Consider the following 26,116-nt stretch of genomic DNA (forward strand, 5'->3'; position numbering starts at 1 on the left):
GGTGGATGCATATTGAACTCACTCTCAATACCCGGGTCAGTCCTGACTAAGGCGTGTTCAGCAGGAATAATGCCGTTTTTTTTCGCAAGATCGAGCCCTGTATTACCTATGTTGCCTAGAACGTTGTTGTGTTTCGCGGTGCTCAGCGCCTCCACGCCTGTCCTGGCCGATACCGTCTGGTTGAAGAACGGTGATCGCCTGAGCGGCAAAATCAAGGTTTTCGACGGCGGCAAGCTGTTGCTCCAGACCGACTATGGCGGCGCTATTTCCATCGACTGGAAACAGGTCAAGACCCTGGAAAGCGACCAGGAGCTGTTGGTCAAGCAGGATGCCTACATCGGGGAGAAGACCAAGTCGTTGCAGGCGGCGGAGGAGGGCAAGGTCATTCTTGCCAACGGTGAAGCGCCCAAGACGGTGGAGCTGGCGAGTATCCAGCAGATCATGAAGCCCAGGCCGCTGGTGGAGGACATGGTCTGGAAGGGCAATGTCGATGTCGCCATGGACTACAAGCGTGCGGAGAAGGATACCGATGACTACGACATCGACTTCAAGACGTCGGCGCGCCATGGGGCTTGGCGCCACAATGCGCAGGGTGAGTACAACCGTGAGTTCCAGGATCATGTGGTGACCACGGACAACTGGAGTGCCGAATATGCCCTGGACCGTTTCATCACTGAAAAATGGTTCTGGGAAGGGCGCCTGACCTACAAGCGTGACAAGGTCGAGGAGCTGGAGCGGCAGCGGGTCGTGGGTACCGGCCCTGGCTACCAGTTCTGGGACGATGAATTGGGGGCGTTCTCCCTGGGGTCGCTGCTCAACCGTACAGATTACGAGTACGCCGAAGGCGGCAGGGACAACTTCTATTCCCTGGCAATGAAGTGGGACTACAACCGCTATCTGATCGGTAAACGGGTGGAGTTCTTCACCAATGGCGAAGTCGGGCGACCGCTTTCCGGGGTGGCCGACTATGCGCTGGATGCCGAGATGGGGTTGCGCTACAAGGTCACCGACTGGGCGTCGCTGAACCTGAAGGCGGAAAAGGACCTGATTCGCGGCACCAAAGACAGCGATCTGGACAAGACCCGCTACACCGTGGGCTTTGGCGTGGCCTGGTAAACCGGAGCGGCCCGGGCGCCTTTTCAGTAAAAGGCGCCGACAAAAGCACCGGGCACAAAAAAGCCCCGCTGTTGAGGGCGGGGCTTTTTTACTGGATCAGTACAAGTTAGATAACTTGAACTTCTTCAGCTTGCATGCCTTTCTGACCGCGGGTAGCGATGAAAGAAACCTGTTGGCCTTCTTTCAGGCTTTTGAAGCCGTCGGATTGGATAGCTTTGAAGTGTACGAACAGGTCGTCACCGGATTGTGGAGTGATGAAGCCGAAGCCTTTTTCATCGTTGAACCACTTAACGGTACCGGTTTGGCGATTAGACATGGTGTATCTCCTTGGACAAAGTTAACTGCGACTCAGGAAAAGCCCTGGCCGAGACTGAGTGCAAAGAGCAGGAAAAATTCTTGGAGATGGTTGGATCGAAATTCAACATCGTGTAGAGATTCTCAGTGACACAAGCAGCACAGTGGCGCCACCTTAACCCTTTTTCCTGAACGTGCCAATGGCTAGGGCCAAGGTTTCTCGGTTTTCGTGACTGACGGCCCGTCGTTCGTCGCCGAGCCCTTGAAAATCGTGGTGTCGGGCGAGAAAAACGCCCCGGACTTTGAACCCGACCCCGCGCCCCGGTAAGATGCCTGACCGTTTTTTTTCACCTCGCTATTTCAGGACACCCGCCATGAGCATCAAATCGGACAAGTGGATTCGCCGCATGGCGCAAGAGCACGGCATGATCGAGCCCTTCGTAGAGCGCCAGATGCGTGGCGAAGGCCCGGATCGGCTGATCTCCTTCGGGGTGTCGAGCTACGGCTACGACGTGCGCTGCGCCGATGAATTCAAGGTGTTCACCAACATCAATTCGGCCACCGTCGATCCGAAGAACTTCGATGAAAAGAGCTTCGTCGACATCAAGAGCGACGTCTGCATCATCCCGCCGAACTCCTTTGCCCTGGCGCGTACCGTCGAGTACTTCCGCATTCCGCGCAACGTGCTGACCATCTGCCTGGGCAAGAGCACCTATGCCCGTTGCGGCATCATCGTCAACGTGACCCCGCTGGAACCGGAGTGGGAAGGCCACGTGACCCTGGAGTTCTCCAACACCACCACCTTGCCGGCGAAGATCTACGCCAACGAAGGCGTGGCGCAGATGCTGTTCCTGGAGTCCGATGAAGAGTGCGAAGTGTCCTACAAGGACCGGGGCGGCAAATACCAGGGCCAACGTGGCGTCACCCTGCCGCGCACCTGAGTACGTCCGTCTGACAGACAGCGGGAATTCCTGAGCGGACCCACACTCTATTGGGTGTATTTCCGGTATGCGCAAGGCATGCCGGGCCCAGCTCAGGAGTGCCCCATGAAGATAGATCCGCGAATCAGCGCCACCTTGGCCCAGCTGGAACCCAATCAGGTCGGGCTCTTGGCCTGGACCCTGCTGGCCCATCCGTCCGCCGAGATGGCGGGTGGCATTCCCGGTCAGCCTGACCCGGATACCCCGCAACCCCTTGACCCCCAGGAACCAGGCGAGCCCACCTTGCCCGACGAGCCGCCACCCGCACCCGTGGCCTGAGCCGGCCCGTCGCCGCTTGACGCCCCGCCCGCGGCAAACCGGTGCGGACGGGAGCGTCGTAGCGGGTCGCTACTTCAGATTGCCACTGAGGAACTGCTGCAGGCGCTCGCTTTTCGGATTGCCCAGCACGTCCTCCGGGGCGCCTTCCTCTTCCACCAGGCCCTTGTGCAGAAACAGCACCTGGCTCGACACCTTGCGTGCAAAGCTCATTTCGTGGGTGACCATGATCATGGTCCGGCCTTCTTCGGCCAGGCCCTGGATCACCTTGAGCACCTCGCCCACCAGTTCCGGGTCCAGGGCCGAGGTCGGTTCGTCGAACAGCATGACTTCCGGCTCCATGGCCAATGCCCGGGCGATGGCCACCCGCTGCTGCTGGCCGCCGGACAGGAACGCCGGGTACTGGCCGGCGACGCGGGCCGGCAGACCGACCTTGTCCAGGTAGCGCCGGGCCCGCTCTTCGGCGTCCTTGGTGCTGACCCCCAGCACCCGGCGCGGAGCCATGGTGATGTTTTCCAGCACGGTCATGTGGCTCCACAGGTTGAAATGCTGGAACACCATCGCCAGGCGCGTGCGGATCCGCTGCAACTCGGCAGGATCGGCCACGTGCATGCCGTGACGATCGCTGACCATGCGGATCTGCTGGCCATCCAGGCTCATGGCGCCGTCGTCCGGGGTTTCGAGAAAGTTGATGCAACGTAGAAAGGTGCTTTTGCCCGAGCCACTGGCGCCGATTAGGCTGATCACGTCGCCGGTCTTGGCCTTGAGAGACACACCTTTGAGCACTTCATTGTCGCCATAGCATTTATGCAGGCCTTCAACGGTCAATTTGTACATGGGGCTTGCATCCTCAAGGCGAAAGTAGATAGCCGCTGCGATAGGCTTCGCGGCCGGCGACATGGGCGATCACCATGCCGGCGGTGGCCATGCGCCGCAGCGAGCGGGCATACAGGAGCCCGGCGTTGTTGCAATGGATAGGGGTGACCCGGTCGTGGATCGGGTCGATGATTTCAGCCACCTGCTGTCCGGCTTGCAGGTATTCCCCCGGCAGTGCGGTGAACACCAGCAGCCCGCCCACCGGCGTTGCTACCGGTTCCACTCCCGCCAGCGGCGTGGCCGGGAAGGGCAGTTCAGGCAAGGGCGGCGCCTCGGCGGCGATGGCACCGAAATGGGTCAGGTAATCGAGCATGGCCTGGCAGTCGAGACGGGCCAGGCCATGATTGACGTCGCCCTGGCCGCGCAGTTCGACGGTGACCGCGAAGCTGCCGGTGGGAATGGCAAAGCGCTCGCCGAAGCGCTGTTGCAGTTGCCACCACAGCAGGCTGAAGCACTCATCGAACGACCAGGCCGCCGAGTCGGTGGCCAGCAGGCAGGCTTCGGCGCCGATGTAGCGGGCCAGGGGCTCGACCTGCGGCCAGGCTTCGGGGGTGGTGTACAGGTGCGCCACGGCTTCGAAGTCGCAATGCAGGTCCAGCACCATGTCGGCGTCGCAGGCCAGCCGTTGCAGGGTCAAGCGCAGGGATTGCAGTTGCGTCTCGGGGCGTTGCCGGGCCAGGGCGTCGGCCAGGTGCCGACGCACCAGATCGAGGTTGTGCCGGGGGTCGTGATTGAGCAGTCCTTCGACGGCGTTGCCCACCTCTTCGCTGAGATCGACGAAGCCGCGATTGAAGTTCTGCCCGCTCTCCAACTGATAGCGACCCAGGGGCACGTCCATCAGTATCTGCTCCAGGCCTACCGGGTTGGCCACCGGCACCAGAACGATTTCATGCCGCAGGCGACCTTCGGCTTCCAGTTCCGTCAGGCGCTGCTTGAGGTGCCAGGCCACCAGCATGCCGGGCAACTCATCGGCATGCAGGGACGACTGGATGTAGATCTTGCCCGCGGCCTGGGTGGGGCCGAAATGAAAGCTGTGGACCTGGCGCGCGGTGCCCGGCAAGGGGGCGAGCAGGTCGTGGATCTCGTGGCGCATTGACGGTTATTCCTGCTGCAAGTCCTAGTGGGTCGGTCCGAGGAAGGCCAGCCAGCGGCGCTCGGCGAGACGGAACAGGCCCACCAGGGTGAAGGTCACGCACAGGTAGATGAGGGCGGCGATGCCGAACGACTGAAAGGTCAGGAAGGTCGCCGAGTTGGCGTCCCGGGCGATTTTCAGAATGTCGGGAATGGTCGCGGTAAAGGCCACCGTGGTGGAGTGCAGCATCAGGATCACTTCGTTGCTGTAGTAAGGCAGCGAGCGGCGCAGGGCCGAGGGCATGATCACGTAGGCATACAGCTTCCAGCCGCTCAGGCCGTAGGCCTTGGCCGCTTCGACTTCGCCGTGGGCCATGCTGCGAATGGCCCCGGCGAAAATCTCCGTGGTGTAGGCGCAGGTATTCAGGGCGAAGGCGAGGATGGTGCAGTTCATCGCGTCACGAAAGAACGCATCCAGCAGCGGTTGCGCGCGGATCGCGGCGATGCTGTAGATCCCGGTGTAGCAGATCAGCAGCTGGATATAGAGCGGCGTGCCGCGAAACAGGTAGGTGTAGAACTGCACTGGCCAGCGGATGTAGCGCTTGGGCGAAACCCGGGCGATGGACAGTGGGATCGACACCAGGAAACCGATGCAGATCGACGCCGTGAGCAGCCACATGGTCATGGCCAGCCCGGTCATGTGGTAACCGTCGCTGTAAAGGAAGGGACGCCAGTATTCCTGCAGGAGTTCGATCATCGCACGGCCTCCCGGGCGCCGGCGGCGTAACGCCGTTCAAGCTTGCGCAGGACAAAGTTGGAGGCACTGGTGATCAGCAGATAGATCAGCGCCGCCAGGACCAGAAAGTAGAACAGCTGATAGGTGCTCTTGCCGGCGTCCTGGGCGGCCTTGACCAGATCGGCCAGGCCGATGATCGATACCAGGGCCGTGGCCTTGAGCATCACCATCCAGTTGTTGCCGATGCCCGGCAGGGCGAAGCGCATCATCTGCGGGAAGACCACGAAGCGAAAGCGCTGGCCGCGTTTCAGGCCATAGGCGGTGGCCGCTTCCACCTGGCCCCGGGGCACGGCAAGGATCGCCCCGCGAAAGGTTTCGGTGAAATAGGCGCCATAGATGAAACCCAGGGTGATCACCCCGGCGCTGAAGGGGTTGATCTCGATGTATTCCCACTCCATGAAGTCGGTGAAGGAGGTCAGCCAGGTCTGCAGGCTGTAGAAAATCAGCAGCATCAGCACCAGGTCCGGCACGCCGCGGATCAGGGTGGTGTAGAGCTGGGCCGGAATCCGTAGCAAGGCCATGCTGGAGAGTTTGGCGCTGGCGCCGATCAGGCCGAGCAGGACGCTGACCAGAAGCGACAACACCGACAATTTGATGGTCATCCAGGTGCCTTCCAGCAGCAGGGGGCCGAAACCCTTCAGGCTGAAGGCGGAAAGCCCCAGGTTTTTTAGAAGTTCTTCGAGCATCGATCAGTGACCCGTAGCGATAAAAAAGGCGCCCATCGAGGATGGGCGCCGACAGGTTATTTACCGCTGTAGAGGTTCAGGTCACCGAAGTGTTTTTTCTGGATGGTGGCGTAGGTGCCATCATCGTGTAACGCTTTGATACCTTTATCCAGAAGCGCTTTCAGCTCTTTGTTACCTTTCGAGATACCGACGGCGGTCTTGGCCGGCAGCAAGGGGTCTTCCACCGGCTTGCTGACTTCGTAGTCCGCGCCCTGTGGCGATTTGAGGAAGCCCAGCTCGGCTTGCAGCATGTCCTGAATCGAGGCGTCCAGGCGCCCGGAGGTCAGGTCGGCGTAGACCTGGTCCTGGTTCTGATAGGCCTGGGTCTTGACCCCGGCCTTGTCCAGCACGGCCTTGGCATAGGCTTCCTGAATGGTGCCCTGCTCGTAGCCGACGGTCTTGCCCTTGAGCGTGGCGGTGTCCGCGCTCAGGCCCGAGCCCTTCTTGAACACGAACGAGGTGGGGCCGGAGAACAGCTCGTTGGAGAAGTCGATGACTTTTTCACGGGCCGGGGTAACGGTCATGGAAGAGATCACACCGTCGAACTTATTGGCCTTGAGGCCGGGAATCATGCCGTCGAAGTCACTTTCGACCCATTTGCACTTGACCTTCAGCTCGGCGCAGATGGCGTTGCCCAGGTCGATGTCGAAGCCCACCAGGCTGCCGTCGGCGGCCTTGGATTCGAAGGGGGCATAGGACGGGTCGACGCCAAAGCGCAGTTCCTTGTATTCCTTGGCCAGCGCGGAGCCGGCGGCCATGCAAAGAGCCAGTGCAGAAAGGGTCAGCAATGCTTTTTTCATTATTCAATCCCTAAGAACCAATATGAGCGCTTGTGGCGCATGAGTACTGTTACTGGAACGCATAAGACATATTGAAAGTAGCAATTTCCGAACCAGAGTCCCGAACAAGTGTTTTAAAACCGTTGGCAGGTGTCGGTGTCAGGGGCGGCGTGCGCTCAAGTGGGGCGTGTTTTGGGGCGGGCGCCAATAAGGTGCAAGGTGCGCGGTTGATCGCGGCAGGCGCTGGCTTGGGCATCACGCTGGCGCGTCATGCCCTCGGCGGGGGCGGGCTGTTCGTTTTGGGGCAGGCCCGCTTGCACCGGATGGGCAAGCGGGTGGCAGGGCCAGGCGCTTACTTGCCCGGGACCAGGGTCAGACGGGTCTTGCCGTAGCTGCGTTCAAAGTTTTGCGGTTGCATCGGGAAGCTCAGGTACTGGGCCTTGAGCCAGCCGTCGATGCCGTTGGCGTAGTTCGGGCTCACCGGGTTGCTGGATTGGCCACTGCTGTTGAGGCCCATCAACGGCTCGCTCAGCGCGAAGTCGACGACGAAACGCAGGGCCGGGGTCGTGGTGATGGCAAAGTCCTGTCCCCAGCGATAGCCGGCGCTGTTGACGGTATTCTGGTCGCCACCGGCCTGCAAGGGACCACGTATCGCCTGGCCACTGTTGTTGGTCCAACGGTAGCTGTGCAACTTGCCCCACTGCCAGGCCTTGCGGTCCGTGCCCAGCAGTTGCTCGCCTGAACTGATGGCCGCCGCCAGGCTGCGGGCGATAATGGCTGGCTTGTCCTCTTTTTGCCCGTTCCGCGCGTCGCCCCAGAACGGGCTGTCTTCGCGGCTCAGAAGATGGTCGGCCTGGGCCGAATAGGACAGGCCCGCATTGGCAACGAACGCCTGCCAGGCAACGCCGGGCTCCGGACCGAGCTGTTTGAGGAAGGTCTGCTTGGCGCTTTCCTGGAGGAACAGTTCGTAGAGCGCGGCGTCGGCAGAGCCGGCATTGAGCTTGCCGTCGAACGCCATCAGCCGGCTGTAGGCTTCCCGGGCCTTGGCGCGGTCTGCCTCGGGCAGGGTGTCAATGGCGTTTTTCAGCGGCTGGGCCATGCCCGGCGCCTCGAACATCTTTTTCAACTTGGCCGCGAACAGGGTGGTCTGGTCGTACTGCAGGGCAATCAGGCTGCGGTTGTCCTGCTTGCCGCCAGACAGCAATTGCCCGATGCGCTCGGCCCGCTCCGGCGCCTCCCAGGAGTTGGACAGCTGCATGCCGTAACCGCGGGAGATGACCCGCTGATTGGCGGTGGCGATCCAGCCTTGGGGCGGGTCCTGGTCATAAGGGTGGAGCATCGGATCGGCATAGCCATCCCAGTCATAGCGTCCGTCCCAGCCGGGAGACGGCAGCAGGCCTTCGCCTTCGCGGCGGTTGGGGAAGCGTCCGGTGACCTGCCAGCCGATGTTGCTGGCATCGGCATAGACCATATTCAGGGCAATGGCGCGAATCTCGCGGCTGGCGTCGGAGGCTTTCTCCACATTCTGTGCCCGTGACAGATCGAAGAACGCATCCAGGCTCTTGTCGTCCTTGAGCTCCGGCATTTGCAGCGCCACGCCGTAGCCACTGTCCAGGGCATTGTTGGCGTTGATCCCCAGGGCGCTGTTGAGCAGCGGACCGTGGCGGGTTTCGTACACGGCTTCGCGAATCGGCCGCTGGCCTTTGACGAAGTAGGTCTCGTTGCGAACGATGACCGGCTGCCATTTTCCGTTGTTCTGGTAGTACAGGGCATTGCCCTGGCGCTTGAGTTTTTCCAGGAACAGGTCCTGGTTGTCGCCCATCGCCGAGCTCATGCTCCAGGCCAGCTTGCCGTTGAACCCCTGCAGAATGGCCGGTAAACCGGCGATCGAGGCCCCGGCCGCCTGATATTTCGGTGCGCGGATCTGTACGTAGTACCAGGCACCGATCTGGCTGTCGCTGGCCAGCAGGCTGCGACCGCTGCGAGCGCGCTGCGGGGCGACGGCCAGGTTGCTGCCGGCGGTGACGCCCAGTGAGTTGAGGGTCGACATCTGCTTGGCGGCCAGGCTGAGCTCGCTCAAACCCGGCACATACAATGCCAGCCCCTTGAGCTTGTCGGCCTCGGCCATGGGCAGCGGCTCATCGGGGTAGCTCGGGGTCAGCCAGGGCAGTTTGTCGCTGCCGACCCTTTGCGCCAGTACCAGGCTGTTGATCTCTTCCAGCAGATTGGCCGACTGGCCGAAATTCAGCAGGCAGAAGATCAGTGCCGAGTCTTCGGCCTTCCAGTATTCAGGAATGTAGCCACGGGCGGCGAGGTCTGGCGGCAGCTTGTCGCGGTAGCGGAACAGGTAGGCGTTGACCCCCCGGGCGTAGACCTCGAAGAAGCGCTTGATCCGTGGCGACGAGGCCTTGTACAGCTCGTCGGCGCTTTTCTTCAGGTTTACCGCGCGCATCAGGCGGTCGACATCCAGCGCCTCGGCGCCGGACATCTCTGCCAGGCGGCCCTGAGCCAGCAGGCGCAGGGTGACCATTTCGCCGATGCGGTCGCTGGCATGCACGTAGCCCAGGGTGAACAGCGCGTCATGGAAACTGTTGCTTTCGATCAGCGGCACGCCCACGGCGTTGCGGCGCACGGAGACGTTCTGGGCCAGGCCCTTGAGGGGCTGCACGCCAGAGGTCGGGGGCAGGCTGTTCTGCGAGTTCCAGGATTGGCAACCGGCCAGGCTCAGGGCACCGGCCACAGCCGCGGCAACGCCGAGCCGGGGAAGAAAATGTGAAAGGGCTGGCGAGGCCATGGTCAAGCTCCTGCGGGGGGTAACGTCGATAAAGGCGCTACGTTAGTGAGCAGGCGAGTGCCGCGCAAGCGGGGGCGGGAGGTATTTCTTGAAGGCGCTGCAAATAGCCATCGCCGGCCCTTCGGCCGCGGCCAAAGCACACAGGAGCCGGCTAGTGGGCGAACAGGTCCTGGCGCCTGGCCTTGGAGCTTGCGGACGCCTTCGCTGGCAAGTCGGCTCCCGCAAGGCGAGGTTCAGATGGCGGGATTGACCTGCTCGACCAGGGCATAGGCCCGTTCAGTGGCCGGTCGGGCCTGGATGCTGTTGAACCAGCGATGCAGATGCGGGAAGTCCTCGAGTTTCTGGCTCTGCTTCTTGTACGAAGCGATCCAGGGGTAGATCGCCATGTCGGCAATGCTGTAGGTGCTGCCCGCGACGAACGCGCGGTCCGCCAGGCGTCGGTCCAGCACGCCGTACAGGCGCGCAGTCTCATCCACGTAGCGCTTGATGGCGTAGGGGACTTTTTCCGGGGCGGCGTGGCTGAAATGATGATTCTGCCCGGCCATCGGTCCCAGCCCGCCCATCTGCCAGAACAGCCATTGCAGGGTTTCCTGGCGCCCGCGCAGATCCTGGGGCAGGAACTGGCCGGTCTTTTCCGCAAGGTAGAGGAGGATCGCGCCGGACTCGAACAGCGACAGCGGCTGGCCGCCATCGGCGGGTTGCGGATCGACGATGGCCGGAATGCGGTTGTTCGGGGCGATCTTCAGGAACTCGGGCTTGAACTGTTCACCCAGGCCGATGTTCACCGGGTGCAGGGTGTAGGGCAGGCCGGCCTCTTCGAGGAACAGGGTGATCTTGTGGCCGTTGGGGGTGGTCCAGTAATACAGGTCGATCATGCAGTGCTCCAATTGGAATGTATCCGTACGTTATGGACAGCCAATGCCGGCATGAGGTCGTCCTGTTTGCCCTCGATGGCTTGCCTGAATAGGCATGTGATGCTCAAGTGCATCGAATTCAATGACCGCAACGGAGAAAATATGCCCCTTTCGGCCAGCACCGCACTGATGCTCATCGACCAGCAGCAAGGCATCCTCGAGCCCCGGCTCGGGCCGCGCAACAACCCCGAGGCGGAGGCACGCATGCTTGAGCTGCTGGCTCACTGGCGGGCCCGCGCTTGGCCGGTGATTCATGTGCAGCACCTGTCGCGCTCCCGGGACTCGGTGTTCTGGCCTGGGCAATCCGGGGTGGAATTTCAGCCGCGCTTTCGTCCCCAGGACGGCGAGTGGCTGATTCGCAAGCAGGTGCCGGATGCGTTTTGTGCCAACCCGCTGGAAGCGGATTTACGCCGGGAAGGGATTACGGGGCTGGTGATGGTCGGTGTCGCCACCAACAACTCGGTGGAGTCGACGGCGCGCACCGCAGGCAACCTGGGTTTTGCGGTATGGGTGGTGGCCGATGCCTGCTACACCTTCGACAAGCCCGACTTTGCCGGTCGGGCCCGTACTGCCGAGGAGGTGCATGCCATGTCGCTGGCCAATCTGCAGGGCGAGTACGCCACGGTCCTGAGCCAGGAGCAGCTCCTGGCCGGGGAGGCCGGGCAGTGTTGCCGCTGACGGCGTAGCGCCCTGGCAGCCCGGCCTGCGCTCAGATCAAGCGCCGTGGCACTTCTTGAACTTCTTGCTGCTGCCGCAAGGGCAAGGATCGTTGCGGCCGACGTCTTTCAGCGCGTTGCGGACCGGCTCCTGGTGCGCGTGGTTGCAGTGCGGGCCGTGAACATGGCCATGGTCGTGATCGTGATGGTCATGATCGTGGTTGCAGTCAGGGCCATGGACATGAGGTTGCTGGGTCATTGCGGGTTACTCCGGAATAAAATCGCCGGGAATTATCACGCCATTGCGCTTCAGGTGCACGTCCTTGCCGATGAATAATCCGATTTCCAGTTCGCCTTCCAGGCGATAGGGAATGGGGTGTTCAGGCTTGCGCAGCAGTTTCACCACGTCGCGGATCTGCGGCCAGAGGTTGGTGCGCACCGGCACCTTGAACAAGCGGCTGCTGTGGGGCGAGACGGTGAACCAGTGTTCGTGCTCGCCCTCGCTGAGCAGGAAACGCTGCAGATAGACCCGGTAGGTCAGGCGGCGCACGGTCAGGTCGCTGTCGTTGGGGTTGTCCACCCGCAGGTGCAGGGTGAAGCGCTGTTCCAGCAGATTGGCCTTGACCACCTCGACTTTCACCAGATGCACCGCGGGGTCCAGTTCCTCCTCGGTGAACCAGGACACGCACCCCGACAGGCTCAGCAGTCCGAGCAGGCAGAGGGTTCGCAGGATGCGCAGTTCACCGATCATTGCAAGACTCCCTTTGAATTCCCCGGGCCCGTCCTGGGCCTGGGGTATTCCCGGTTCAGCGGGTGAAGTAGCTGGCGCAGCACTTCTTGAATTTTTGCCCGCTGCCGCAAGGGCAGGCGTCGTTGCGCCCGGCGTTCAGCGGCACCGTCGGATCGATGAAATACCAGCGTCCCTGGTTCTGCACGAAGGATGACCGCTCACGGTGGCTGTGCTCGCCCTGGCTGTCGTGCCAGCGCGCGGTGAAGGTGACGAAGGCATGCTCCGGCTGGCCACCGAAGACCTCCGAGCTCTCCACTTGCAGCCCCAGCCAGGTGCTTTGCGCACTCCATTCGCTGATGGACTGGCGATCCAGGCCGGCCTGCTGCACCGGCAGGGTCGTGGCTAGCAGGTAATCCACCTGGCCCAGCACATAGGCGCTGTAGCGCGAACGCATCAGGGCCTCGGCGCAGGGCGCGGGATGGCCGGCATGGTAGTGGCCGCAGCAGGCATCCAGCAGGTTGCCGCTGCCGCAGGGACAAATCGAGGCGCTCATCGTGTTACCACCAATACTTTCCAAAGTTCTCCGGGTTCGCCCAGAAGCGTGAATTGAGCCAGTCGGGCACCTGTTTGTATTCAAGCAGATCATAGGTAAACAGGGTCAGTACCTGCTGTTCCCGCTGGAAGCGTTCGCTGGCCTGCAGGGCCAGGGAGAAAAAATCGGTTTCCTGCCAGCCGCAGGCGGACAGGTCGGCCAGTACCGCAATCCGACTGGCATTGAGGTTGCGGATGCCCCCCAGCAGGTTCAGGCCGTCGCGCTTGGGCAAATGCTCCAGGCAGTCCACCGCCAGGGCCAGGTCGAAACGCCGGGCCGCCAGTTCCGCGGGCAAGGGGCCGGGCGCTGCCTGGGCGACCTGAGTGCCGGGGTGGGCTTCCTTGAAGGCCGTCAGGGCCGGGAAGTCGCTGGCGCCGATCAGCAGCAGCTGTTGCGGTGCATAGCGATCCAGCAGGGCCGCCAGGGCCTGCTGGGGTGTACGAGTAGAAATGCCGGCGCTCATCTTAGCTCCTCGATCAGAACGCCCAAGACTAGCGTGCCGCCACCTTCGGGCCTAGAGCGGTTCACCACTTATTGCGCGAGGTTCCCGTGTTTACGGGGTGAAAACGGCGCTGGCCCGTTGCTGGCGCAGATCAATGCCGGGGTCTTTACTCCGTGAATCGGCCTTGAGCCGATCCCTCAGGAGAAATCAGATGAGCATCATTCGGACGGCAGTACCCTTGGTTCTGTTAACCAGTGTGTTGACTGGTTGTGCAGGTTTGCAGAAAACCGACTGGCCGATCTGCGCCGCGGTGGGCGGTGTCACGGGCGCGGCGCTGGGCGCCACCGAAAGCTCCTCGTGGGCGGGCGGTGGCGCATTGCTGGTCGGTGGCCTGGCCGGCGCCTATTGCTGGGTAAAAGGTGATGGCGACGAGGACGGCGATGGTGTGCCGGACAGCCGTGACAAGTGCCCGCATACCCCAAGGGGCGTGAAGGTCGATGCCAACGGCTGCCCACCACCGCCACCCGTGGTGGAAGAGGTGGTAGTGGTCAAGGAAGAAACCATCGTCATTCGCGATGTGTACTTCCATTTCGACTCGGCCAAGCTGACCGAAGCCGACAAGTCCAAGCTCAACACCATCGTCACCCGCCTGAAACAGGAGGCGCCGAGCGCGCAACTGCGAGTGACCGGCCACACCGACAGCGTCGGCAGTGACGCCTACAACCAGAAACTCTCGGACAAGCGTGCCCACTCGGTGGTGGAGTACCTGATCAGCAACGGCATTCCACGCAACAGCTTCGTCTCGGTGACCGGCGCGGGTGAAAGCAAGCCGGTGGCGGACAACAAGACCGCCGAAGGCCGAGCCATGAACCGTCGCACGGAGATTCAGATCAACCGCTGAAACCCATGACCTGCGCGGCGTGACTGCCGCGCAGGTTCGTTTCGGCTTCCGGCTCCGGGCGTTGCTGATAAGGCCGGCGCTGGTCTTCTCCTGGGTCTCGATGCGTCCGCCGAGTTCGGCCGTGGCAGGCGATCCTCGCCGATCGAGGGGCTAAACAGAGCCTTCGGGAAGAATTTTCATCCTCCTCTGGCGTCCCCCCGGGATAAGTCGTTACTGTGCGCGCAAAGAATAATTCACGAGGGGAGCGTATGAAGTTCTTGTGGGGGATGGGTAAGTTTCTGACCTTGGTTTTTTGGCTGGTGGTGCTGATCAATCTGGCCAAGCCATTGATCAATCCATTGCACCTGCTGGTGAATCTGGCGGGCAGTCTGTTGCTGTTGACCCATCTGCTGGAACTGCTGCTGTTCAACGGCAGCCTCAAGGACCGTCCGCATCCCTGGCGTGATCGTTGGCAAATCCTGCTGGTGGGCATCTTCCACCTGCAAACCCTTCCTGCTGCTGTTCCTGCTGTCGAGACCGATCATGCGTAAGCTCTGCCTGCTGGCCCTGTTCTGCAGTCCCCTGGCCGTGGCCCAGGTGGTGCAGGTCGAAAGCAACTCCTTCATGCGCCTGCCCAATACCGCCAGCACCCTGCAGCTGGAGCGCCTCGACGTGGCGGACTACGGCACCTTGCTGATTCCGGCCAATGTCACCGAGCTCAAGGTCGAGGAGCTGCACCTGGGACGTGAGGCGCGCATCGCCATCGTGCCGACCGGGCAAAGCCTGCAATTGCGGGTCCAGCGTGCGCAGTTGGACAGCGGCAGCCAGATCAGCTCCCGCGGCGCGCCGGGCACCTATGAAAAGGCGCCCAAGCCGGGGCGCAATCTGAACCTGCGGTTCGAATCCCTGAAGGCCGAGACCTTGTCGGTGGACGCTCGAGGCGGTGCCGGTGTTCCCGGCTATGTCGGCCTCGACGGCGCCAATGGCCAGGAGCCGGGGTGCACCTGGGGCCAGGCCGGGCGCGGCGCCGATGGTGACAACGGCGGCGACGGACGACCCGGGGCGGCGGGCGCCCAGGTCCGGCTCGAGTTGCCCCGCGACTTCCCAGGCGAGCGGATCAAGGTGCTGGTCGATGGCGGTGCCGGTGGCCTGGCCGGTGCTGGAGGCAAGCCGGGGGCGGGGGGCAAGTCCAAGGGCTGCCTGGTGTATCGCACCGACGGCGGCAAGAGCGGTCGTCCCGGCGCCCAAGGCCAGCCAGGGCCGGCGGGAGAGGCCGGCACGCTGACGGTCCAGCGTTTGTAACAGCGGCCTTGAGGCCGCGCTTTCCCAGTCGCCCGCTCCTGTAGCGGGCGCTTGCTTTCAGAAGGTCGGCCGGGCCGCGGCCAGGGCCACCAGCACCAGGCCGATGATCAGGTTGCTGCCCACCAGCCGGCGGATCTTGCCCAGCGCCGCGGCGCCAGCGGGCCAATCCTCGGCGGCCAGCGCCTTGCGCAGCTCCGGCAGTTGCAGGGACTGGATGCGAATGAACAGGGCGGTCATCACCAGATACAGCCCCATCATGATCTGCACATACTTGGGCGCGGTTTCAAAGCCGCTGAAGCGCAAATGCAGCAGGCCGATACCGCTGATCGGCAACAGCACCACGGCCAGCCATACCCAGACGAAAAAGCGCGGAAACACCTGGGCCCACAGCTTCAGTCGTGCGGGGCCTTCCAGAGCGACCACGGCCGCGGGGCGCAGGACCATCCAGGCGAAGAACATGCCGCCGACCCAAACCAGGGCGGCCAGCACATGCAGGGTGTAGGCAAGGGCGAAAGGGGTCATTCGGGTACTCCGTTCTGCGCGGGATGAATTAGCGGGGTATGATAGCGGCCGATTCGAACCACTGAAAATTTATCCAGCGTTTTGTGCGCCCGAAAAACCATGATCAGCAACGAACTCAAAACCACGATCCAGGGCGCCTATTCGCGTTTTCTCGAAGCCAAGAGCCTCAAGCCGCGTTATGGCCAGCGCCTGATGATCGCCGAAGTGGCCAAGGTCCTGGGTGATATCGACACCGACGACGAAGGCCGGCGCAGTGGCGACCCGGCGGTGGTCGCGGTGGAAGCCGGCACCGGTACCGGCAAGACCGTGGCCTACAGCCTGGCGGCGATTCCCACGGCCAAGGCCGCCGGCAAGCGCCTGGTGATCGCCACCGCCACCGTCGCCCTGCAGGAGCAGATCGTCTACAAGGACCTGCCCGACCTGATGCGCAACAGCGGGCTGAACTTCAGCTTCTCCCTGGCCAAGGGGCGGGGGCGCTACATGTGCCTGTCCAAGCTCGACATGCTGCTCCAGGAAGGCCACGCCCAGACCGCCACGGCCCAGCTGTTCGAGGAGGAAGGCTTCAAGATCGAAGTGGATGAAGCCAGCCAGAAGCTGTTCACCAGCATGATCGAGAAGCTCGCCGGCAATAAATGGGACGGTGACCGCGACAGCTGGCCCACGGCCCTGGAAGACGCCGACTGGGCGCGCCTGACCACCGACCACAGCCAGTGCACCAACCGCCATTGCCCGAACTTCGGCCAGTGCGCCTTCTACAAGGCCCGCGAAGGCATGGGCAAGGTGGACGTGATCGTCACCAACCACGACATGGTCCTGGCCGACCTGGCCCTGGGCGGCGGCGCCGTGCTGCCGGACCCGCGCGATACCCTTTATGTGTTCGACGAAGGCCACCACCTGCCGGACAAGGCCATTGGCCACTTTGCCCATTACACCCGGCTGCGCTCCACCGCCGACTGGCTGGAGCAGACCGCCAAGAACCTCACCAAGCTGCTGGCCCAGCATCCGCTGCCCGGGGACCTGGGGCGCCTGATCGAGCAGGTGCCGGAGCTGGCGCGGGAGATCAAGACCCAGCAGCAGTTCATGTTCAGCGCCTGCGAGCAGATCGCCGACTTCAAGACCGGCGAAGACATGGAGGGCCGCGAACGGCCGCGCCATCGCTTCGTCGGCGGGCTGATCCCCGAGCACATGCGCGAGATGGGCATCGAGCTGAAGAAGGGCTTCTCCCGTCTGACCGACCTGTTCACCCGCCTCACCGAGCTGCTCAAGGAAGGCATGGATGGCGAGGTCAATATCGGCATCGCCAGCAACCAGGCCGAAGAGTGGTACCCGCTGTTTGGCAGCCTGCTGGCGCGGGCCTCGGGCAACTGGGAGTTGTGGACCGCATTCACCGTCGAGGACCCGGAAGACAACCCGCCCATGGCTCGCTGGCTGACCCTGGCCGAGAGCGGCTCGCTGTTCGACATCGAGGTCAACGCCAGCCCGATCCTTGCCGCGGAGATGCTCCGGCGCAATCTGTGGAACGTGGCCTACGGCGCCCTGGTGACCTCGGCGACCCTGACCGCCCTGGGCACCTTCGACCGTTTCCGCATGCGCGCCGGCCTGCCGAAGAAAGCCGTGACCGCCGTGGTGCCCAGCCCCTTCCATCACGCTGATGCCGGGGTGCTGCGGGTGCCCGACCTGCGGGCCGATCCGCGGGATGCGCCGGCGCATACCGCGGCGATCATTCGCGACCTGCCGCAACTGGTGGAAGGTTCCCGCGGCACCCTGGTGCTGTTCTCCTCGCGCAAACAGATGCAGGACGTGTTCGACGGCCTGGATCGCGACTGGCGCAAGCAGGTGTTCATCCAGGGCAACCTGTCCAAGCAGGAAACCCTGAACAAGCACAAGGCCCGGGTCGACGGTGGCGATTCCAGCGTGCTGTTCGGGCTGGCGAGCTTTGCCGAAGGGGTGGACCTGCCCGGTGCCTACTGTGAGCACGTGGTGATCGCCAAGATCCCGTTCTCGGTGCCGGACGATCCGGTGGAAGCGGCGCTGGCGGAGTGGATCGAGGCCCGGGGCGGCAATCCGTTCATGGAGATCTCGGTGCCGGACGCCTCCCTCAAGCTGGTCCAGGCCTGCGGTCGCCTGCTGCGCACCGAACAGGACCGCGGCACCATCACCCTGCTGGACCGCCGTCTGGTCACCCAGCGCTACGGCAAGGCTATCCTCAATGCCTTGCCGCCATTCCGCCGAGAAATATCTTGAGCACGGCGCGCACCTTTGCGCGCCGTGCTGTCTATTTCACGTCACCGCTTCAGCACCGGCCGTTCATCGGCCTTTAGGGAGAGCCAGGTTCATATGATTCGCCGTTCGTTGCCCACTGTATTTGCCCTGTTGTTTGCCGCGCCCGTACTGGCGGCCCCAGCCGGACAACAGACGCTGTTCAACTTTGTCCGACCTGCTGCCGTGGTGCAGGTGGCGACACAAGATGCCAGCCTGCCGCAGTCCAACGCGGAGCAGACGGCCGAGGGAGAAGTGCTGCGGCGGATCACCTTCAACCCCACCGCCAAGCCGAGCCTGAGCCTGACGCCACAGAGCGGCGCCTGGGACTGGTCGCAGTCGGGGATGATGAGCCTGCGCATCCAGAGTGCGATGAACTGGGCCCTGACGCTCTACGTGACCATTCAGAGCAACGACGGCAAGACCCTGGTCAGCCGCGTCGACCTGCCCGCCGGTCCGGCGCAGACCCTGCTGGTGCCCCTGGTGGCCAGCGGCCCCCTGAGCCAGGGCATGAAGGCCGCTCCGCCGATGCCGATGACCGTGGACGGCCAGCGCATTCTGCTGGCCAGTAGCGAAGGGCAACTGGACCGCAGTCAGGTGGTGTCGGTCACCCTGTCCCTGGATAACCCCAAGGCGACCCAGAGCATCCTCCTCGAACGCTTCGGCGTGCTGGACGGTGAGGGCGTGGTCAAGGCGGTCTACGGTTCGCTGGTGGATGGCTACGGTCAATCGACCAGGGCCCGCTGGCCGGAAAAAGTCAGCAGCGATGATCAGCTCAAGGCGGCCGATGCCAGGGAACAGCAACAGCTCAAGGGCTGGCTCGGCGAGCGGGAAAAGGCGCCGCTGGACCAGTTCGGCGGCTCAAGCCTGGGCCCGGACTTCAAGGCCAGCGGCTTCTTCCGCACGGAAAAACGCGATGGCCGCTGGTTCCTGGTCACCCCACAGGGGCATCCGTTCTACTCCCTGGGGGTCAACACCGTGGCCGCGGACAACAGTCAGACCTATGTCGCCGGGCGCGAGTGGATGTTCAGTGCCTTGCCCAAGGACGACGAGCCCCTGGCCGCCTATTACGGCGAGGGCGACAACCGCGGGGGCAACGGTGCCGACCAGGGGCGTGGCTATAACGCCGGCCGCTGGTACGACTTCTACCGGGCCAACCTGCAACGCACGTATGGCAAGCCCTGCACCCACGACGACCCGGCGGCGCAGCAGGCGTCCGCCAGCCAAGCCCAGCCTGTGGCTTCGGAGGCGGCCATTCCGTGCGCGCCGCCGGCGTTTGATGAGAAGCGCTGGGTCGCTCACACCCTGGATCGTCTGCAGGCCTGGGGATTCAACACCATCGGCAACTGGAGCGCGCCGGCCCTGGGGCTGGCCGACCGTGTGCCCTACACCGTGCCGCTGTCCATCGTCGGCGACTACGCCAGCATCAGCACCGGCAGCGATTGGTGGGGCGGCATGCCCGATCCCTTCGACCCGCGCTTTGCCATGGCCACCGAGCGCGCGGTGGCCATTGCCGCCCGCGATCACCGCGACGATCCCTGGCTGATCGGCTACTTTGCCGACAACGAACTGGCCTGGGCCGGTCCGGGTGACGATCCTAAAGCCCGCTATGCCTTGGCCTACGGCACGTTGCGCCTGACCACCGACGTCCCGGCCAAGCGGGCCTTCCTCAAGCAACTGCGGGACAAGTACCGCAATCAGGCGGGCCTGTCGAAAGCCTGGGGCATCGACCTGCCGGCCTGGGAACTGATGGAAGACCCGGGCTTTGTGCCACCGTTGCCGAGCCCCGAGCACCCGGAAATCGAGGCTGACTTCAAGTATTTCCAGAAAGTCTTTGCCGAGACTTATTTCAAGACCATCGCCGATTCGTTGAAGTGGCATGCCCCCAATCATCTGCTGCTGGGAGGTCGTTTTGCCGTCAGCAACCCCGAAGCGGTGGCCGCCTGCGCCCAGTACTGCGACGTCTTGAGTTTCAACCTCTACACCCTCAAGCCTCAGGACGGTCAGGACTTTGCCTATCTGCGCAGCCTGGACAAGCCGGTGCTGGTGACCGAATTCAACTTCGGCTCCCGGGATCGCGGTCCGTTCTGGGGCGGTGTGACCGAACTGGCCCGGGAAGAGGAGCGTGGCCCGGCCTACGCCAACTTCCTCAAGCAGGCGCTGAGCGAGCCGTCGATCGTCGGTGTGCATTGGTTCCAGTATCTGGACCAGCCCGTGACTGGGCGCCTGCTGGACGGTGAAAACGGACATTTTGGTCTGGTGGGCATTACCGATGTGCCGTTTCAGGGCTTTGTCGACACGGTGCGCAAGAGCAACCTGCAGGCGCTTGAGCAATTGGCCAAGGAAGCGCAGAAGGCTCAGGCGCAACAGGCCGGTGCCGCCGCACAGGGCGCCGGTGACGCCGGCCAGGCGCACGGCGCCAGGGACAGCGGCGTGCATGCCGGTGGTCACGCCGCCAACGGTCACTGATCGGGCGGGGGCTCTGGCGCCATGAGCGCAGCCCCGCCGGCTGTTCCCAAATCCGTTACGGGCTGGAACAATGCGCGCCTCGTTGTCGAGCAAATGTGCTGGGGGAGTCAGGGTGCAGATTCAGGGTCATTACGAACTTAAATTCGAGGCAGTACGCGAAGCTTTCGCGGCATTGTTCGAGGATCCCCAGGAGCGCGGCGCGGCATTGTGCATCCAGATCGGTGGCGAAACCGTCATCGACCTCTGGGCCGGCACCGCCGACAAGGATGGCGCCGAGGCCTGGCACAGCGACACCATCGCCAACCTGTTCTCCTGCACCAAGACCTTCACCGCAGTCACCGCGCTGCAACTGGTGGCCGAAGGCAAGCTCAAGCTGGATGCGCCAGTGGTCGATTACTGGCCGGCGTTCGCCGCCTCGGGCAAGGCGGCGATTACCCTGCGTCAGTTGCTCTGCCACCAGGCCGGGCTGCCGGCGTTGCGTGAGCTGCTGCCTGCCGAAGCCCTGTACGACTGGCAGACCATGGTGGATGCCCTGGCTGCAGAGCAGCCCTGGTGGACGCCGGGTGAAGGGCACGGTTACGCCGCCATCACCTATGGCTGGCTGGTGGGGGAACTGATCCGGCGGGCCGATGGCCGTGGCCCGGGGGAGTCGATCGTGGCCCGGGTGGCCAAGCCTTTGGGGCTGGATTTCCATGTGGGCCTGGCTGACGAGGAATTTCATCGGGTCGCGCATATCGCCCGGGGCAAGGGCAATGTCGGCGATGCCGCGGCCCAGCGCCTGTTGCAAGTGACCATGCGCGAGCCCACGGCGATGACCACCCGGGCCTTTACCAATCCGCCGTCTATCATGACCAGCACGAATAAGCCCGAGTGGCGGCGCATGCAGCAGCCGGCGGCCAATGGCCATGGCAATGCCCGCAGTCTTGCCGGTTTCTACAGCGGCTTGCTGGACGGCAGTTTGCTGGAGGCCGACATGCTCGAGGAACTGACCCGTGAGCACAGCCTGGGCATGGACAAGACCTTGCTGACCCAGACCCGGTTTGGCCTGGGTTGCATGCTCGATCAGCCCCAGGTCGCCAATGCCACGTTCGGCCTGGGCGCCCGGGCATTTGGGCATCCGGGGGCGGGCGGCTCCATCGGATTTGCTGACCCGGAGCATGATGTGGCCTTCGGTTTTGTGACAAACACCCTGGGGCCTTATGTCTTGATGGATCCGCGGGCGCAGAAGCTGGTGCGGGTTTTGTCGGATTGTCTGTAAAAAGGTTGCTGTTAAGAACTTTTTTGCTTAAACATGCTGGAAAAGCTGCAGGCATGAACCCTGTGGCTTTTATAATTTCCAAGCGTCTGTTTGTAGCGGTTATTTAGACCGAATTTTTTATCTCATTTTGTGGATATCCCATGTCGTCAAACAAGTCTCTAGCCTTGGCCATCTGCCTGACCGTCACAGGTTGTGCACAAACCCCACAAAATGAAGCGGATGGCGGCCATTGGTGGTCGTTCGGGTCCGACAAGAGCAGCAGCAATCAAGCCCCGCAAGCGGCCGAGAAACCGGCCGCAGCCGAAGCGGCGCCTGCCGCTCCTGCGGGCAAACCGGCGGTAGCGGCCAAAGCCGCTGCGCCGGCACCTGCCGCCAAAGCCACCGCTTCTGCCAAACCTGCAGCTCCAGCCGGCAAAGCACCGGCCGCCGCCAAGCCCGCCGTTGCTGCGGCTGCCGAACCGGCGCCCGCGCCCGCTCCTGTGGCCGCCGCCCCAGCCGCGCCCGCCGCGAAGGCCGAAAGCAGCAGCTGGTGGTGGCCGTTCTCCTCCAAGGACTCGGCTGACAAGCCGGTCGCCGAAGCCAAGAAGGCCGAGCCGGCTCCCGCTCCGGCAGTGGCCAAGGCCGCGGATTCCGAGACTCACTGGTGGTGGCCGTTTGCCAAGAGCGAGCCCAAGCCTCTGAACAAAGTGAGTGTGGCGGACGTGCCGATGCCTGATCCGAAAATCACCCAGGCCTGGCTCGACGACTACGAGCCGCGCCTGCGTGAAGCGGTGAAGGACAGCAAGCTGCAAGTGGAACGTCGCGAAAACGTGCTGGTGGTCACCGCACTGGTCGACGCCTCCTTCAACCCGGATCGTCCGGCCATGCTGCTGCCTGTGACCCTGGGCCCGTTCACCCGCGTGGCCAAGGCGGTTGAAGGCGATCCCAAGACAGCGGTGCTGATTCTCGGGCATGCCGATGCGACCGGTCCGACCCTGGCCAACCAGAAGCTGAGCCGCGATCGTGCACAGTCCGTTGCGGCCATCTTCAGCCTCAGCGGCTTGAAGCAGGACCGCCTGATGCTGCGTGGCATGGGCGCAGTGATGCCGCGCGCCGCCAACGACAGCCCGCAGGGTCGTTCGCTGAACCGTCGTGTGGAAATCATGCTGACCCAGCGCAGCACCCTGTTGGGCCTGTTGAGCAAGTACAACCAGCCGACGCCATCGGAGACTGAAATGGTCGCCGTGCAGGACGCCAAACCGCCTGTGCCAGCTGCAAGCGGCAAAAAGGCCGCAGCCCCGGCGAAGAAGTCCACCGTCGCCAAGAAGCCTGCCGCCAAGAAGGCTCCAGCGAAAAAAGCGGCAGCTCCGGCCAAGAAGGTCGCGCAAGCTAACAACTGATTCTCAAGGAAAAGGAAGCAGGCATGACGCAGTCTCTGGCTGATATGCGCCGCGATTACACCCGCGATGGTTTGTCCGAGGCCCAGGCCCCGGACGAACCCTTTGCGCTGTTCCACCAGTGGTTTGCCGATGCGGTGAAAACCGAGCAGCCCCCGGTCGAGGCCAATGCCATGACCCTGGCGACCGTCGATACCGACGGTCGTCCCCATTGCCGCATCCTGTTGCTCAAGGGGTTGGATGATCAAGGTTTTACCTTCTTCACCAACTATGAGAGCGCCAAGGGGCAGCAACTGGCTGCACGGCCCTTTGCTGCCATGACCTTCTTCTGGCCAACCCTGGAGCGTCAGGTGCGGATTGAAGGCCGGGTGGCCAAGGTCACGCCCGAGGAGTCCGATGCCTATTATCAGGTTCGTCCTCTGGGCAGCCGCCTGGGCGCCTGGGCGTCACCGCAAAGCCGGGTGATCGCCGATCGCGCCGAATTGCAGGAACTGCTCAAGGCCACTGAGGCGCGCTTCAGCGACAGCCAGCCCGATTGCCCGGAACACTGGGGTGGTTATCGCTTGCTGCCGGAGCGTATCGAGTTCTGGCAAGGGCGTCCCAGTCGCCTGCATGATCGTTTGAACTATCGCCTGCAGGGCGAGCGGTGGGTTCGCGAACGTCTGGCTCCCTGAAGACTGCGGATCACTCGCCGGGATAACCGGCCGCAGCGGCTTCGAGCCATTGCGGCAGGTCCCGGCGTTTTACTTTCTGGCGTTGGGCCTCGGCCAGTTGTTGCAGCATGAATTGCTTCTTCTGTTCATCGCTCCCGGCCATGGACAGTGCCAGGTCCCGGTCTGTCCAGCGCTTGATGCGTACATACAGCCACCAGTGGAAGTACAGACCGGCGACGGTGGTCACGATGATGATGAAGTAATCCATGGAGAATCCTTTGTTCGGTGGCGCTCTGCGGCAAACTGGCGTCACCGTATTGAGAAGGTTTAGCGTTTATACAGTCTGTACTTCGGCTGAATGAAACCAATTTTATCCGGGCTGCGCCGTGACAGGCGTCAAGCTGCGGAGTCTAATGACCATCTGTCCTTTGGAGTTGATCCTATGCGTAAGTCTGTTTTGCTGGTTGCGTCTTTCACCGCGATGGCAACGTTGCTCGGCGGTTGTGCCTCTAACCTGACCGGTGACTCCTACTCCCGTGACGAAGCGCGTCGCGTGCAAACCGTGCGTATGGGCACCATCGAATCCCTGCGTCCGGTGAAAATCGAAGGCACCAAGACCCCAATCGGCGGCGCTGCTGGCGCTGTGATCGGCGGTGTGGGTGGCAGCGCCATCGGCGGCGGTCGTGGCAGCATCGTCACTGCGGTAATCGGCGCGGTAGCGGGTGGTCTGTTGGGTTCGGCCACTGAAGAAGGCCTGACCCGCACCCAGGGCGTCGAAATCACCGTGCGTGAAGACGACGGCAGCATGCGTGCCTATGTGCAGCAGGTGCAGGAAAACGAAGTGTTCCGGGTCGGCGATCGCGTACGCATCATGACCGTTAACGGCACCAGCCGCGTTACCCGCTGATACCTTTGCTGCAAAACAAAACCCCGGCCAGGCAACTGGTCGGGGTTTTGTGTTTTCAGGCTGGCCGATCCTGCTTGATCAGGAGCTCAGCGCCGTGTTCTTGCGGCTGGCGGCCGCGGTGACGGCGTAACCGATCAGCGCCGCCAGCAGCGAGCCGGTGAGAATCCCCATGCGGTCCATGCCCGCGTAGTCGCTGCTGCCGGGCTCAAAGGCCAGGGAACCGACGAACAGGCTCATGGTGAAGCCGATACCGCAGAGAATCGCCACCCCCAGGATCTGGCCCCAGTTGGCGCCGGCAGGCAGGGCCGTGAGTCCGCTCTTGACCGCCAGCCAGCTGAGGCCGAACACGCCGATGGTCTTGCCCAGCAGCAGGCCGATGGCGATGCCCATTGGCACATGGTGGGTGAAGCTCTCAAGGGTCACGCCGCTCAGGGACAGGCCGGCGTTGGCGAAAGCGAACAGTGGCAGGATGCCGAACGCCACCCAGGGATGCAGGGCGTGTTCCAGGGCCTGCGAGGGCGAGGGCTCGGCGTTGCGGGTGCGCAGGGGAATGCAGAAGGCCAGGGTCACGCCGGCCAGGGTGGCATGGACGCCACTCTTGAGTACGCAAACCCAGAGAATCAGGCCGATGATCATGTACGGCCCGAGTTTCACCACCCCCATGCGGTTCATCGCCACCAGGGCGGCGATGCAGGCGGCCGCCAGCATCAGCGACAGGGTCGACAGGGCGCCGGAGTAGAAGATCGCGATGATCACGATGGCCCCCAGGTCATCGATGATCGCCAGGGTCATGAGGAACAGCTTGAGCGAGGTCGGCACGCGTTTGCCCAGCAGGGCCAGGACCCCCAGGGCGAAGGCGATGTCGGTGGCCGTCGGAATCGCCCAGCCATTGAGCGCCGCCGGATTGTCCCGGTTGAGAAACCAGTAGATCAGCGCCGGAACCAGCATGCCGCCAATGGCCGCCATGCCCGGCAGAACGATTTGCGAAGGTTTGGACAGTTGGCCTTCCAGAACTTCGCGCTTGACCTCAAGGCCGATCAGCAGGAAGAACAGCGCCATCAGGCCGTCGTTGATCCACAGCAGAAGCGGTTTGGCGATCTTCAGGGCGCCGATCTGGGCCACCACCGGGGTTTCCAGCAGACCGTTGTACAGCCAGGACAGTGGCGAGTTGTTGATGATGAGAGCCAGGATGGCAGCGGCGATCAATAACAGACCGCTGGCAGCTTCCATGGCAAAGAAACGAGTGAAAGTGCTACGCAGAGGCAAGGTCGCTCTCCATCTAAATCGAAAATAGGTGGCACACCCTAACCCGTGCAGTTAGTTGTTAAAACAAAAATTATATTCTTTTTTGTTATATGCAGAGGCTAAAGGGCCCGCTTAAAAATGCTCATTTGCAGTTGTGTTTCCAATTGCTTCTCAGCTGTACCTGTAAGCCCTGAAAGTTATTTC

Annotated in this window: 28 protein-coding genes; 13 read left to right on the forward strand and 15 right to left on the reverse strand. The window is 62.9% G+C overall.

The genetic code is table 11. The annotated features are described in order from the left end of the window. Positions 1–108 precede the first annotated feature (108 nt). A complete protein-coding gene (locus PST29_RS06530) occupies positions 109–1,116 on the forward strand; it encodes a DUF481 domain-containing protein (RefSeq protein ID WP_060842651.1) in 1,008 nt (335 codons plus the stop codon). 106 nt (positions 1,117–1,222) lie between these two features. Here the strand turns inward: PST29_RS06530 and PST29_RS06535 are convergent, their stop codons facing one another. Beyond that, complete coding sequence (locus tag PST29_RS06535) at positions 1,223–1,432, reverse strand: cold-shock protein (protein WP_002554837.1); 210 nt, start codon at positions 1,430–1,432, stop codon at positions 1,223–1,225. Positions 1,433–1,784: 352 nt separating this feature from the next. Between PST29_RS06535 and dcd the strand changes: the two genes are divergently transcribed. Next, a complete protein-coding gene (dcd, locus tag PST29_RS06540) occupies positions 1,785–2,351 on the forward strand; it encodes a dCTP deaminase (protein ID WP_016965530.1) in 567 nt (188 codons plus the stop codon). A 105-nt stretch (positions 2,352–2,456) separates the two neighbouring features. Beyond that, entirely contained in the window at positions 2,457–2,669 is a 213-nt protein-coding gene (locus tag PST29_RS06545; protein WP_060837831.1) for a hypothetical protein, read from the forward strand. Positions 2,670–2,738: 69 nt separating this feature from the next. Here PST29_RS06545 and PST29_RS06550 read toward each other — a convergent pair whose 3' ends face one another. The 7 genes from PST29_RS06550 to PST29_RS06580 form a co-directional block, all read right to left on the reverse strand. Continuing rightward, positions 2,739–3,503 (reverse strand): ABC transporter ATP-binding protein, encoded by a 765-nt coding sequence (locus PST29_RS06550; RefSeq protein WP_060842652.1) that lies wholly within the window; start codon positions 3,501–3,503, stop codon positions 2,739–2,741. 13 nt (positions 3,504–3,516) lie between these two features. Next, positions 3,517–4,635 carry a succinylglutamate desuccinylase/aspartoacylase family protein gene (locus tag PST29_RS06555; RefSeq protein WP_060837833.1) on the reverse strand — a complete coding sequence of 373 codons (1,119 nt, stop codon included), beginning with the start codon at positions 4,633–4,635 and terminating at the stop codon, positions 3,517–3,519. 24 nt (positions 4,636–4,659) lie between these two features. Continuing rightward, positions 4,660–5,370, reverse strand: coding sequence for an ABC transporter permease (locus PST29_RS06560; protein ID WP_016965526.1), 711 nt, complete (start codon positions 5,368–5,370; stop codon positions 4,660–4,662). Continuing rightward, a complete protein-coding gene (locus PST29_RS06565) occupies positions 5,367–6,095 on the reverse strand; it encodes an ABC transporter permease (RefSeq protein ID WP_060837834.1) in 729 nt (242 codons plus the stop codon). Before PST29_RS06565 ends, PST29_RS06560 begins: the two co-directional genes overlap by 4 nt. Positions 6,096–6,151: 56 nt before the next feature. Then, positions 6,152–6,934, reverse strand: coding sequence for a transporter substrate-binding domain-containing protein (locus PST29_RS06570; protein ID WP_060837835.1), 783 nt, complete (start codon positions 6,932–6,934; stop codon positions 6,152–6,154). 331 nt (positions 6,935–7,265) lie between these two features. Beyond that, positions 7,266–9,707, reverse strand: coding sequence for a penicillin acylase family protein (locus tag PST29_RS06575; protein ID WP_060842653.1), 2,442 nt, complete (start codon positions 9,705–9,707; stop codon positions 7,266–7,268). 233 nt (positions 9,708–9,940) lie between these two features. Further along, positions 9,941–10,582 carry a glutathione binding-like protein gene (locus PST29_RS06580; protein ID WP_060837837.1) on the reverse strand — a complete coding sequence of 214 codons (642 nt, stop codon included), beginning with the start codon at positions 10,580–10,582 and terminating at the stop codon, positions 9,941–9,943. A gap of 141 nt (positions 10,583–10,723) precedes the next feature. Between PST29_RS06580 and PST29_RS06585 the strand changes: the two genes are divergently transcribed. Further along, a complete protein-coding gene (locus PST29_RS06585; protein WP_060841881.1) occupies positions 10,724–11,299 on the forward strand; it encodes a cysteine hydrolase family protein in 576 nt (191 codons plus the stop codon). 36 nt (positions 11,300–11,335) lie between these two features. Here the strand turns inward: PST29_RS06585 and PST29_RS06590 are convergent, their stop codons facing one another. The 4 genes from PST29_RS06590 to PST29_RS06605 are packed head-to-tail and all read right to left on the reverse strand — an operon-like array spanning position 11,336 to position 13,062. Next, positions 11,336–11,536: an SEC-C metal-binding domain-containing protein gene (locus PST29_RS06590; RefSeq protein WP_007923047.1), complete on the reverse strand. Its 201-nt coding sequence runs from the start codon at positions 11,534–11,536 to the stop codon at positions 11,336–11,338. A gap of 6 nt (positions 11,537–11,542) precedes the next feature. Further along, on the reverse strand, positions 11,543–12,028 hold the full coding sequence (locus PST29_RS06595) for an LEA type 2 family protein (RefSeq protein WP_060837838.1): 486 nt from the start codon (positions 12,026–12,028) through the stop codon (positions 11,543–11,545). A 55-nt stretch (positions 12,029–12,083) separates the two neighbouring features. Then, the gene (locus PST29_RS06600; RefSeq protein WP_060837839.1) at positions 12,084–12,560 is read right to left on the reverse strand and encodes a YchJ family protein; all 477 of its coding nucleotides are present in this window, start codon (positions 12,558–12,560) and stop codon (positions 12,084–12,086) included. A gap of 4 nt (positions 12,561–12,564) precedes the next feature. Beyond that, positions 12,565–13,062, reverse strand: a complete 498-nt coding sequence (locus PST29_RS06605; RefSeq protein WP_060837840.1) for a DUF6231 family protein — start codon at positions 13,060–13,062, stop codon at positions 12,565–12,567. A 190-nt stretch (positions 13,063–13,252) separates the two neighbouring features. Here PST29_RS06605 and PST29_RS06610 point away from each other — a divergent pair, with 190 nt between their 5' ends. The 3 genes from PST29_RS06610 to PST29_RS06620 all read left to right on the forward strand — a co-directional run bounded on the left by PST29_RS06610 (position 13,253) and on the right by PST29_RS06620 (position 15,223). After that, positions 13,253–13,942, forward strand: a complete 690-nt coding sequence (locus tag PST29_RS06610) for an OmpA family protein (protein ID WP_060837841.1) — start codon at positions 13,253–13,255, stop codon at positions 13,940–13,942. A gap of 248 nt (positions 13,943–14,190) precedes the next feature. Then, on the forward strand, positions 14,191–14,472 hold the full coding sequence (locus tag PST29_RS06615; protein WP_060837842.1) for a DUF1145 domain-containing protein: 282 nt from the start codon (positions 14,191–14,193) through the stop codon (positions 14,470–14,472). Next, positions 14,465–15,223: a hypothetical protein gene (locus PST29_RS06620; RefSeq protein WP_060837843.1), complete on the forward strand. Its 759-nt coding sequence runs from the start codon at positions 14,465–14,467 to the stop codon at positions 15,221–15,223. The genes PST29_RS06615 and PST29_RS06620 overlap by 8 nt, the downstream gene beginning before the upstream one ends. Positions 15,224–15,280: 57 nt before the next feature. Here the strand turns inward: PST29_RS06620 and PST29_RS06625 are convergent, their stop codons facing one another. After that, positions 15,281–15,745 carry a CopD family protein gene (locus PST29_RS06625; RefSeq protein ID WP_060837844.1) on the reverse strand — a complete coding sequence of 155 codons (465 nt, stop codon included), beginning with the start codon at positions 15,743–15,745 and terminating at the stop codon, positions 15,281–15,283. 99 nt (positions 15,746–15,844) lie between these two features. Here PST29_RS06625 and dinG point away from each other — a divergent pair, with 99 nt between their 5' ends. The 5 genes from dinG to pdxH all read left to right on the forward strand — a co-directional run bounded on the left by dinG (position 15,845) and on the right by pdxH (position 23,781). After that, positions 15,845–17,989: an ATP-dependent DNA helicase DinG gene (gene dinG, locus PST29_RS06630; RefSeq protein WP_060837845.1), complete on the forward strand. Its 2,145-nt coding sequence runs from the start codon at positions 15,845–15,847 to the stop codon at positions 17,987–17,989. A 93-nt stretch (positions 17,990–18,082) separates the two neighbouring features. Further along, positions 18,083–20,473 (forward strand): beta-galactosidase, encoded by a 2,391-nt coding sequence (locus PST29_RS06635; RefSeq protein ID WP_060842654.1) that lies wholly within the window; start codon positions 18,083–18,085, stop codon positions 20,471–20,473. Between the two features lie 112 nt (positions 20,474–20,585). Then, positions 20,586–21,731 (forward strand): serine hydrolase domain-containing protein, encoded by a 1,146-nt coding sequence (locus PST29_RS06640; RefSeq protein ID WP_060842655.1) that lies wholly within the window; start codon positions 20,586–20,588, stop codon positions 21,729–21,731. Between the two features lie 140 nt (positions 21,732–21,871). Then, on the forward strand, positions 21,872–23,110 hold the full coding sequence (locus tag PST29_RS06645) for an OmpA family protein (RefSeq protein WP_060837848.1): 1,239 nt from the start codon (positions 21,872–21,874) through the stop codon (positions 23,108–23,110). A gap of 23 nt (positions 23,111–23,133) precedes the next feature. Then, on the forward strand, positions 23,134–23,781 hold the full coding sequence (gene pdxH / locus PST29_RS06650; protein ID WP_060842656.1) for a pyridoxamine 5'-phosphate oxidase: 648 nt from the start codon (positions 23,134–23,136) through the stop codon (positions 23,779–23,781). A gap of 10 nt (positions 23,782–23,791) precedes the next feature. On the opposite strand, the gene PST29_RS06655 is transcribed toward pdxH, so the two are convergent. Then, complete coding sequence (locus PST29_RS06655) at positions 23,792–24,028, reverse strand: hypothetical protein (protein ID WP_016965080.1); 237 nt, start codon at positions 24,026–24,028, stop codon at positions 23,792–23,794. Positions 24,029–24,202: 174 nt separating this feature from the next. On the opposite strand from PST29_RS06655, the gene PST29_RS06660 reads away from it, so the two are divergent. Further along, entirely contained in the window at positions 24,203–24,667 is a 465-nt protein-coding gene (locus PST29_RS06660; protein ID WP_016965081.1) for a glycine zipper 2TM domain-containing protein, read from the forward strand. Between the two features lie 78 nt (positions 24,668–24,745). Here the strand turns inward: PST29_RS06660 and nhaA are convergent, their stop codons facing one another. Next, the gene (gene nhaA, locus PST29_RS06665; protein WP_060837851.1) at positions 24,746–25,933 is read right to left on the reverse strand and encodes a Na+/H+ antiporter NhaA; all 1,188 of its coding nucleotides are present in this window, start codon (positions 25,931–25,933) and stop codon (positions 24,746–24,748) included. Positions 25,934–26,116 lie beyond the last annotated feature (183 nt).

Source organism: Pseudomonas sp. St29 (genome assembly GCF_001547915.1).
Classification (GTDB): domain Bacteria; phylum Pseudomonadota; class Gammaproteobacteria; order Pseudomonadales; family Pseudomonadaceae; genus Aquipseudomonas.

What these genes read in the sequence shown, in the direction of transcription:
- PST29_RS06530 (WP_060842651.1), top strand. Translation starts at nt 109, where the DNA reads ATGTTGCCTAGAACGTTGTTGTGTTTCGCGGTGCTCAGCGCCTCCACG.
- PST29_RS06535 (WP_002554837.1), bottom strand. Translation starts at nt 1,432, where the DNA reads ATGTCTAATCGCCAAACCGGTACCGTTAAGTGGTTCAACGATGAAAAA.
- dcd (WP_016965530.1), top strand. Translation starts at nt 1,785, where the DNA reads ATGAGCATCAAATCGGACAAGTGGATTCGCCGCATGGCGCAAGAGCAC.
- PST29_RS06545 (WP_060837831.1), top strand. Translation starts at nt 2,457, where the DNA reads ATGAAGATAGATCCGCGAATCAGCGCCACCTTGGCCCAGCTGGAACCC.
- PST29_RS06550 (WP_060842652.1), bottom strand. Translation starts at nt 3,503, where the DNA reads ATGTACAAATTGACCGTTGAAGGCCTGCATAAATGCTATGGCGACAAT.
- PST29_RS06555 (WP_060837833.1), bottom strand. Translation starts at nt 4,635, where the DNA reads ATGCGCCACGAGATCCACGACCTGCTCGCCCCCTTGCCGGGCACCGCG.
- PST29_RS06560 (WP_016965526.1), bottom strand. Translation starts at nt 5,370, where the DNA reads ATGATCGAACTCCTGCAGGAATACTGGCGTCCCTTCCTTTACAGCGAC.
- PST29_RS06565 (WP_060837834.1), bottom strand. Translation starts at nt 6,095, where the DNA reads ATGCTCGAAGAACTTCTAAAAAACCTGGGGCTTTCCGCCTTCAGCCTG.
- PST29_RS06570 (WP_060837835.1), bottom strand. Translation starts at nt 6,934, where the DNA reads ATGAAAAAAGCATTGCTGACCCTTTCTGCACTGGCTCTTTGCATGGCC.
- PST29_RS06575 (WP_060842653.1), bottom strand. Translation starts at nt 9,707, where the DNA reads ATGGCCTCGCCAGCCCTTTCACATTTTCTTCCCCGGCTCGGCGTTGCC.
- PST29_RS06580 (WP_060837837.1), bottom strand. Translation starts at nt 10,582, where the DNA reads ATGATCGACCTGTATTACTGGACCACCCCCAACGGCCACAAGATCACC.
- PST29_RS06585 (WP_060841881.1), top strand. Translation starts at nt 10,724, where the DNA reads ATGCCCCTTTCGGCCAGCACCGCACTGATGCTCATCGACCAGCAGCAA.
- PST29_RS06590 (WP_007923047.1), bottom strand. Translation starts at nt 11,536, where the DNA reads ATGACCCAGCAACCTCATGTCCATGGCCCTGACTGCAACCACGATCAT.
- PST29_RS06595 (WP_060837838.1), bottom strand. Translation starts at nt 12,028, where the DNA reads ATGATCGGTGAACTGCGCATCCTGCGAACCCTCTGCCTGCTCGGACTG.
- PST29_RS06600 (WP_060837839.1), bottom strand. Translation starts at nt 12,560, where the DNA reads ATGAGCGCCTCGATTTGTCCCTGCGGCAGCGGCAACCTGCTGGATGCC.
- PST29_RS06605 (WP_060837840.1), bottom strand. Translation starts at nt 13,062, where the DNA reads ATGAGCGCCGGCATTTCTACTCGTACACCCCAGCAGGCCCTGGCGGCC.
- PST29_RS06610 (WP_060837841.1), top strand. Translation starts at nt 13,253, where the DNA reads ATGAGCATCATTCGGACGGCAGTACCCTTGGTTCTGTTAACCAGTGTG.
- PST29_RS06615 (WP_060837842.1), top strand. Translation starts at nt 14,191, where the DNA reads ATGAAGTTCTTGTGGGGGATGGGTAAGTTTCTGACCTTGGTTTTTTGG.
- PST29_RS06620 (WP_060837843.1), top strand. Translation starts at nt 14,465, where the DNA reads ATGCGTAAGCTCTGCCTGCTGGCCCTGTTCTGCAGTCCCCTGGCCGTG.
- PST29_RS06625 (WP_060837844.1), bottom strand. Translation starts at nt 15,745, where the DNA reads ATGACCCCTTTCGCCCTTGCCTACACCCTGCATGTGCTGGCCGCCCTG.
- dinG (WP_060837845.1), top strand. Translation starts at nt 15,845, where the DNA reads ATGATCAGCAACGAACTCAAAACCACGATCCAGGGCGCCTATTCGCGT.
- PST29_RS06635 (WP_060842654.1), top strand. Translation starts at nt 18,083, where the DNA reads ATGATTCGCCGTTCGTTGCCCACTGTATTTGCCCTGTTGTTTGCCGCG.
- PST29_RS06645 (WP_060837848.1), top strand. Translation starts at nt 21,872, where the DNA reads ATGTCGTCAAACAAGTCTCTAGCCTTGGCCATCTGCCTGACCGTCACA.
- pdxH (WP_060842656.1), top strand. Translation starts at nt 23,134, where the DNA reads ATGACGCAGTCTCTGGCTGATATGCGCCGCGATTACACCCGCGATGGT.
- PST29_RS06655 (WP_016965080.1), bottom strand. Translation starts at nt 24,028, where the DNA reads ATGGATTACTTCATCATCATCGTGACCACCGTCGCCGGTCTGTACTTC.
- PST29_RS06660 (WP_016965081.1), top strand. Translation starts at nt 24,203, where the DNA reads ATGCGTAAGTCTGTTTTGCTGGTTGCGTCTTTCACCGCGATGGCAACG.